The organism is Bifidobacterium sp., assembly GCF_050874245.1.
Lineage (GTDB): Bacteria > Actinomycetota > Actinomycetes > Actinomycetales > Bifidobacteriaceae > Bifidobacterium.
The window spans coordinates 1-8,445 of record NZ_JBNMKH010000076.1 but is presented as its reverse complement, the minus strand read 5'-3'; the positions used below and the strand labels follow the sequence as shown (position 1 = coordinate 8,445).

Annotated in this window: 5 protein-coding genes; all 5 read left to right on the top strand. The window is 60.7% G+C overall.

The genetic code is table 11. From position 1 onward, the window contains the following. The coding region (locus ACR0P8_RS07795; RefSeq protein ID WP_432624544.1) for a hypothetical protein at positions 1–306 on the top strand (306 nt) is incomplete at its 5' end. 209 nt (positions 307–515) lie between these two features. Beyond that, entirely contained in the window at positions 516–1,193 is a 678-nt protein-coding gene (locus tag ACR0P8_RS07790) for a phosphatase PAP2 family protein (protein WP_432624543.1), read from the top strand. 123 nt (positions 1,194–1,316) lie between these two features. Next, complete coding sequence (locus ACR0P8_RS07785; protein WP_432624542.1) at positions 1,317–2,606, top strand: ATP-binding protein; 1,290 nt, start codon at positions 1,317–1,319, stop codon at positions 2,604–2,606. Positions 2,607–2,962: 356 nt separating this feature from the next. Beyond that, a complete protein-coding gene (locus tag ACR0P8_RS07780; protein WP_432624541.1) occupies positions 2,963–5,854 on the top strand; it encodes a glycoside hydrolase family 3 C-terminal domain-containing protein in 2,892 nt (963 codons plus the stop codon). A gap of 356 nt (positions 5,855–6,210) precedes the next feature. Further along, positions 6,211–8,445: glycoside hydrolase family 3 C-terminal domain-containing protein (locus ACR0P8_RS07775; protein ID WP_432624540.1), on the top strand; the 2,235-nt coding region annotated here is incomplete at its 3' end.

The following is an 8,445-nucleotide window of genomic DNA, read 5'->3' as shown; positions in this document are numbered from 1 at the left end:
GACGAGACAGTGGAACGGGCCATCGAATCGTCCGCCGACAAGGCTGCGGAAGCGGAGATCCGCGAGCTGACGGACTTTGAAAACGCCATCGACGAGACACTGGCCACCGGTTATCTGGATGACACCCTGACCGTCACCGATTCCGACGGGGTCGCCCAGGTGCTGCCGGTATTGGATTCCGAGCCGATTTCCCATCTTGTCGAAGGGTTGGAGGACATCGGCGGCAAGGCGAACGTGTACGTGCACACCGCGGATGGCGTGGTCGCGCTCAGCGTGGTGGAATACGATCCGGATGCCGTGGAATAGCCTTCGCCTGGTATCGGATGTTCACTGCGGTTGATGAGTGGAATGGCTGCATCGTATTTATTTATATTTAAATATATTTAGCCATTTAGCCATCGTTTCGAGAATCGGCATGTGTGTGACGGACGATGGTCGTATGAAACGTGCGGATATTGGCAAAAGCCGTCTCAGGCGGTGAACTGGCGGTGAATGCGCGGCTACGATATCGTGCCATGCATACGAAAAACGGGAACATCGCAAAAACCGTCGCCGTCGTCACCGCGACCGCCATACTGTGCTGCATCGTGCCGATGGTCGGCGTCGCACTGCGCGATTCGACGGTCGCGACCACGCGCGAGACCAACGTATTGCAGGCGCTTGCCGCATGGCCGGAATATCTGCACGACTGCTCGGCGGTGCTGGCGTACCTGTTCTCCACGGTCGGCTGCATTGCGTTGGTCGCGGTTTTGGCCGCGATCGACCTGCGCATCACCGGCAGCAGACGGACGGTTTTCCGTGACGTCGTCGTTTCGGCGGCGCCGATTGTGTATGTGACCGGCGTGAAATGGCTGGTGGAAAGGCCACGGCCGATCACCGCCCTCGGCAGCGGCCTGCTGCCGGGCGATTCCAGTTTTCCCAGCGGACACACGGCGGCCGCGGTGATCGTATCGGTCATGATGATCCTCACCGTGCGCAACCTGGCGCGCAAACGCTTTCCCGACGGCGAGACCAGCCAAAGGCGGGTGCTTCTCCGCAGGGCGGTGCTCGGTGCCGTCGCGCTCGTGTTCGCGGTCGCCTGCTCGCGTCTGCTGCTCGGCCTGCACTATCCGACCGACGTGATGGTCTCGGCCACCATCTGCCCGCTGATCTCCTACGCCGTATGGTGCGTCTGGCCTGTCAGCGCTCGCTGAAATGCGCGCCGAGCGTCCGCTGAGCCCGGCGTAAAATGTAAGATGGAACCGGCGTAAAATGTAAGATGGAACCGGCGTAAAATGTAAGATGACGGTTCCTAATCGTTGAAAATAGGCGGAAACATGGCATTGCAACCACAGGGTTACATTCCAAGGCTCATTGATGGGCAAATCGAGACGCTGCTGCAGATATTCGGTGCGGTTCAGATCGACGGGCCGAAATGGTGTGGAAAGACATGGTCCGGTCAGGCACATGCCAACAGCATGACCAGTCTGGACGACCAGAATGTGTTTCCTCTGGCCGAAGCGGATCCGACCATCGCCCTTATCGGCGATCAACCTCATCTCATTGACGAATGGCAGACCGTGCCCAAAGTGCGTGACGCCGTTCGGCATGACATCGACAGCAATGCCAACCGGCCGGGGCAATACATTCTCACCGGTTCCAGTGCGCCGCCGACCGAATCCTACGAGCATAGCGGTGCCGGCCGTATCGCTCACTTGCGCATGTGGCCTATGAGTCTTGCCGAACTTGGGGAATCCTCCGGCGAGGTCTCGCTGCAGGGCCTTTTCGACGGCGATTGTCCACGCGCAACCGCATCCACGTCGTTGGTGGACATTGCGGAATGGGTTTGCCGTGGCGGCTGGCCCGCGTCGAAGGATCGTCCCCTGCGGGCGGCGTTATATATTCCACGGCAATACCTGAATGCCGTCATAGAGGACAACGCGCCCAGAATGGGCAAAAGCCCGGCCATGACGCGTCGCACCATCATGTCGCTTGCCCGTAACAACGCCACGGCGGCAACGATGAAGACCCTGATCCGTGATCTCTATGCGGATGATCAAGCGCAGGACGAGGAACCCGCGCGGTCAACCGTCTCCAGTTACATCCAGATGCTGCAGCGCGAATACCTCATCGAGGAACTGCCCTGCTGGGATTCATCCATCAAGGCGAAAAACCGGATGCGTGTCAAACCGAAGCGGTACTTCACCGATCCCTCGTTGGCGGCCGCCGCACTGGGTCTGAATCCGACGCGACTGCTTGCCGAGGGGCAGATCTTTGGCGATCTGTTCGAGAATCTTGCAATCCGAGACCTAAGAATCTACGCCTCGGCCTGGGATGGGCCAGACAAGCCGTCGTTGTCGTTCTACCGGGACGAAAAAGGACTGGAGGCAGACGTTATCCTTGAATTGCCGGACGGCAGGTGGGCTGCCATCGAAATCAAACTCGGTGAGAGCAAGGTGCCCGAAGCTGTTGAATCGCTGTTGCGGATGAAAGACAAGGTCACCGCGAATCCTTATGCCCGGCAGCGGGATCCATCGTTCCTTATGGTATTGGTGGGCAACGGCGCGTATTCCTACACCACTCCCGAGGGCATCCATGTGGTGCCGCTGACCTTGCTCGGAGCGTGAGCGTCTGAAAAGGTAGGCAACGGATACTGGCGTTTTCGTATGGCCGGGATATGTGCGCACTATTCGACACACCTGAATATGTAGGGGGTGGATGGGTGGACAGGTTATGCTCCGATGGTGACAGGTTGTCCGGGGTTTCCTTGGACAACCGGCTTTGATTCCGATTGGATGAACTGCAGTAAACCCTTGTCAATATTGGTATTTCAAGTTCAGTCATGTAATATATGCAAAAAATGCATACTGGTAGGTATTGCTTTTCGATTAGATAAACGATTTCCTTTTCCCGACAATGATGCCGTCAAGCGTTCCGCGTTGAGGCGGAGACGAATAGCAGAGAAACCGAGGAAGGAATCGTCATGCTTGAGATCAACATGGATGACGTCATTGCGGTAATCCAATCGATACGGCCGCAGCTGATCGCCATCGTCGTGGCATTGCTGCTGGGCATCATCGTGACCATCGCGGTCAATAAGAAAACGGTGGCCAACCAGGCCGCACGCAAGCTTGTGCATTCGACCAGCTGGGTGGTCGTAGCGATCGCCGCGATCGTATCGCTTTCCATGGCGCTCACCGGCCCGCTGAGCAGCATGCTGACCATGGCCACCGCCACCAAGCATGAGCTGACGCAGAAGACCATCGACAAAACCAACAAGCTTGCGGTGGACATCGAGCGCGAAGGCATCACGCTGCTGCAGAACAACGACGATACGTTGCCGATGCAGAGCGCCGGCAACATCAACGTGTTCGGCTGGGCCTCCACCAACCCGATCTACGGTGGCACCGGTTCCGGCGCGCTGTCCGACGCATACGACACCACGTCCCTGCTGGACGGTCTGCACGATGCCGGTTTCAAAACCAACGAGGAGCTCACCAAGTTCTACACCGACTACTCCACGTCACGCGGCGAAATCGGCGTGACCTCCGCTGACTGGACCTTGCCGGAACCCGCTGCGAACACTTACGGCGACAAGCTCATCGATGACGCCAAGGACTTCTCCGACACCGCGATGGTCGTGATTGGCCGCCTCGGCGGCGAAGGTCTCGACCTGCCCACCGACATGCAGGCCAAGGACGTCACCTACCATGACAATTCCAAGTCGTACAAGGATTTCCCGAAGGGAACCCACTATCTTGAGCTGAGCCAGTCCGAGAAGAACATGATCGACCTGGTGGCGAAGAACTTCAAGAAGATCGTGCTGGTCTACAACGGCGCCAACGCGTTCGAACTGAACTTCGTGAAGGACTATCCGCAAATCAAGTCCGTGCTGTGGGCACCGCATCCCGGCCAGGCCGGCTTCGAAGCGCTCGGCGAAGTGCTTACCGGCAAGACCGACCCGTCCGGCAAGACCTCCGACACCTTCCTCACCGATCTGACCAAGAACCCGACCTGGAACAACTTCGGCAATTTCGAATACGACAATGTCAAGGAATTCGAAGTGAACTCCGCCCGTGGCGTCCGCTTCCCGCATTTCGTGAACTATAACGAGGGCATTTACGTCGGCTACCGTTACTATGAGACGGCTTCGGATGAGGGTCTGATCAATTACGACGACACCGTGCAGTATCCGTTCGGTTATGGCCTGTCCTACACGTCCTTCGACCAGAAGATGGGCGATGTGAAATACGATGCGAAGTCCGGCAAGGTCAGCTTCGACGTGACCGTGACGAACACGGGCGACAGGTCCGGCAAGGACGTGGTGGAGGTCTACTACAACCCGCCGTACACCAATGGCGGCATCGAGAAGGCCACGGCGAACCTGGTCGATTTCGAGAAGACCAAGGAGCTGAAGCCGGGCGAGTCCCAGACCGTGAAGGTCGAGTTCGATGACGACGACATGGCGTCCTACGACTACCAGAAGGCGAAGGCGTACGTGCTGGAGAAGGGCGACTATGCGATCTCCATCCGTTCCGACTCGCATCACGTGATCGATTCGAAGGACGTGACGGTGAAGGACACCATCACGTATGACTCCGATTCGAACACCCACAACGGCGACAAGACCGTGGCGACCAACGTGTTCGACGACGCCAATGGTGGACTCAACTACCTGAGCCGCAAAGACCACTTCGCCAACGCGAAGGCCGCGCTCGCCGGCCCGACCGACTACTCCATGTCCGACAAGGACAAGTCCACGTTCTACAACACCGGCAACTACGATCCGACCAAGTTCGACAAGGATTCCGACAAGATGCCGACCACCGGAGCCAAGAACGGCCTGCGTCTGGCGGACCTGCGCGGTGTTGATTACAACGACGCCAAGTGGGACAAGCTGCTTGACGAGCTGACCTTCGACGACATGGACAACCTCATTGCCAACGCCGGCTACCAGAACGCGGCCATCAAGTCGATCGGCAAAGTGCGTCTGTCCGACGTGGACGGCCCCGCCGCTTTGAAGGACAACTTCACCGGTGTCAGCTCCATCGGCCTGCCATCGAACATCGTCCTCGCCTGCTCCTGGAACAAGGACCTGGCACGCGAATACGGCGAGACCATCGGCGGAATGGCCCATGAAATGCAGGTATCCGGCTGGTATGCGCCGTCCGTGAACCTGCACCGTTCCCCGTTCGCCGGACGTAACTTCGAATACTTCTCCGAAGACCCGGTCCTGACCGGCGACCTGTCCAGCCAGCAGGTGCTCGGTGCCGCGGAACATGGCGTGTACGCCTTCATCAAGCACTTCGCCCTGAACGAGCAGGAGACCCAGCGCAACGGCCAGCTGTGCACCTGGGCCAACGAGCAGTCCATCCGCGAACTGTACCTGAAGCCGTTCGAAACCGTAATCAAGGCCGACGGTGACGCGCAGGCCGTGATGGGATCGTTCAACTACATCGGCAACACGTATTCCAGCGCCCACACCGGGCTCAACCAGACCGTGCTGCGCGGCGAATGGGGCTTCAAAGGCTTCGTGGAAACGGACTACTTCTCCGGCACCAACTACGCCTACCAGACCGCCGACCAGGCCATCCGCGGCGGCACCGACGCGATGCTCGCCACCACCGAAACCACCAACCATGTGACCGACCACAGCGCCACCTCAGTGAAGGCCATGCGCGAAGCCGCCCACCATATCCTGTACACGGCGGCGAACAGCTGGCGTTACGCGGATGGCGAGCCGGCCGATCCGATGCCGGTGTGGAAGGTCGCCATGATCGTGGCCGACGCGGTGCTGGGTGTGCTGCTGGCGGTCCTCGAAATCATCGCCATCAAGCGATTCATCGATCGGCGGAAGAAGGTGGTCGCCAAGTAACTGAATATGCGAAACCAATCGCAATACCTTTGATTCCATAATCAAACACTGCCCCGGACGGCGCCCGCAATAACAGCGGGCGCCGTCCTTTTTGCTGCAGTTTGCCGACAGCGGTGTCTGTTTTCCGATGCGTTTCCCGGCCGTGTGCCGATTGTGTCCACAAAACGACAGGTTGTGTAACGCGGCGGCGATGGCGACGCAAAAGCTGGTTCAATCAAACTAGCGGCGAAATCCCACGTGCGTGGCGGCGCGATGCGGCGCGGTGCGACAGCGGGAAATCGCAGGAAAAACAGCGCGGGCCAGGCAGGGCAGGCTTGGTGAAGCGGGTTGCGAAAATCTAGTGCGAGGGAGAACCAATGGAACTTGAAGACCTTTCGATCGTTGAGAAGGCGGCGATGCTGTCCGGCGGATCCGAATGGGATTCGCGTGGCAACGATCGCGCCGACATCCCCAGCTTCGTCATGAGCGATGGCCCGCACGGCGTGCGTCGCCAGCTCGGCGAGGGCGACCATCTCGGCCTCGGCGCATCCAAGCCGGCCACCTGCTTCCCGACCGCGGGAACCGTGGCCAACTCCTGGGATCCGGCGCTCGCCGAGGAAATGGGCAAGGCGCTGGGCAAGGAAGCGCACGACCTCGACGTGAACGTGCTGCTCGGCCCGGGCATGAACATCAAGCGCAACCCGCTGTGCGGACGCAACTTCGAGTACTACTCGGAAGACCCGATCGTCGCCGGCCGCATGGCCGCCGGCCTGATCCGCGGCATCCAAAGCAACGGCATCTCCGCATGCCCGAAGCATTTCGCGGTCAACAGCCAGGAGCTGCGCCGCCAGGCCAGCAACTCCGTCGTGGACGAACGTACCATGCGCGAACTGTACCTGACCGGCTTCGAAATCGCCGTGCGCGAAGCCAAGCCGATGACCATCATGACCTCCTACAACGAGATCAACGGCGTCTACGCCCACGAGAACAAGCATCTGCTGCAGGAGATCCTGCGCGACGAATGGGGCTTCGACGGCATGGTCGTCTCCGATTGGGGCGGCTCCAACTCCGCCGTGGCGGCCGTCAAAGCGGGCGGATCGCTGGAAATGCCGTCACCGGGCTTCACTTCCGTGCGCGAGCTGGAAGGCGCGGTCAAGGCGGGAACGCTGTCCGAAGCTGACATCAACAAGCGTGCCGCCGAAGTCGCCAAAATCGCCGCCGCGACCAAACTCGTCGGCGTCGGCCGCGACGACCTTCTTAAGGACAACATCGCGAAAGCCCACCACGACATCGCCAGAACGGTCGCGGAACATTCCAGCGTGCTGCTGAAGAACGACGCGGCCACACTGCCGCTCAAGCCGGGCACCCGCGTGGCCGTCATTGGCGACATGGCCGCGACCGCGCGCTACCAGGGCTCCGGCTCATCCAAGGTGAACGCCACCAAGGAGGAGAACATCCTCGACGAGGTCAAGCACACCGAAGGCCTCGTGCTGGCTGGCTACGAGCAGGGCTACGACCGCCAGGGCCAGCCGGACCAGGTGCTGTTGAACGACGCCGTGGCGCTCGCCAAGAAGGACACCGTGGACGTGGTGCTGGCCGTTGTCGGCCTCGACGAGCGCAGCGAATCCGAGGGTCTCGACCGCTCCACCATGGCGATTCCGCAGGTGCAGAACGAGCTTGTCAAGGCATTGGCGAAGACCGGCAAGCCGGTGGTGATCGTGCTCGTCGCGGGCTCCCCGGTGGAATTGCCGTGGTTCGACGACGTTGCCGCCATGCTGTACGTGGGACTGTCCGGCCAGGCCGGCGCCTCCGCCACCGTGCGCGCGCTGACCGGCGAGGTCAACCCGTCCGGCCATCTGGCCGAAACCTGGCCGATGCGGTACGAGGATTGCCCGAGCTCCGGCTGGTATCCGGCCATCGGACGCGATGCGATCTACCGTGAAGGCCCGTTCGTCGGCTACCGCTACTACGAGACCGCCGGCGTGCCCGTGCGCTTCCCGTTCGGATACGGCCTGAGCTACTCCACGTTCACGTACAGCGCGATCACCGCCACCGCGACCGGCGTCGATTTCGTCGTCACCAACGATTCCGACGTCGCCGGCGCCACCGTGGCCCAGCTGTATGTGCGCGCGCCGCAGGGCGGTGTGCTGCACCCCGACCGCGAGCTGAAGGGCTTCGCCAAGATTGAGCTGGCCGCGCACGAAAGCAAGAGCGTGCATATCGATTTCGACCGTTACACCTTCCGTCACTTCGATGTCGCCGCCAATGCGTGGAAGACGGAAAGCGGCGAATGGACGCTGCTGGTCGGCGACAGCGCCGAGCATCTGCCGCTGGAGATCCCGCACACCGTCGCCGGCGATTGCGCGGCCGCCGACTGCGCCGCCGATCCGGCGCTCGGCCACTACCTGACCGGACGGGTCAAGGACGTGACCGATGCCGAAATGGCCGTGCTGTTCGGCCATGAAGTGATCGCCCCCGGCAAGCCGACGACGTTCGGCGTCAACGATCCGATCATGTCGTGGGTGGATTCCAAGGGATTCGCGGCGCGCACCGTCGCCAAGACGCTGACCAAGCGAGAAGCGAAGATCCTTGAGAAGACCGGCTCTCCGGAT

What these genes read in the sequence shown, in the direction of transcription:
- ACR0P8_RS07790 (WP_432624543.1), top strand. Translation starts at nt 516, where the DNA reads ATGCATACGAAAAACGGGAACATCGCAAAAACCGTCGCCGTCGTCACC.
- ACR0P8_RS07785 (WP_432624542.1), top strand. Translation starts at nt 1,317, where the DNA reads ATGGCATTGCAACCACAGGGTTACATTCCAAGGCTCATTGATGGGCAA.
- ACR0P8_RS07780 (WP_432624541.1), top strand. Translation starts at nt 2,963, where the DNA reads ATGCTTGAGATCAACATGGATGACGTCATTGCGGTAATCCAATCGATA.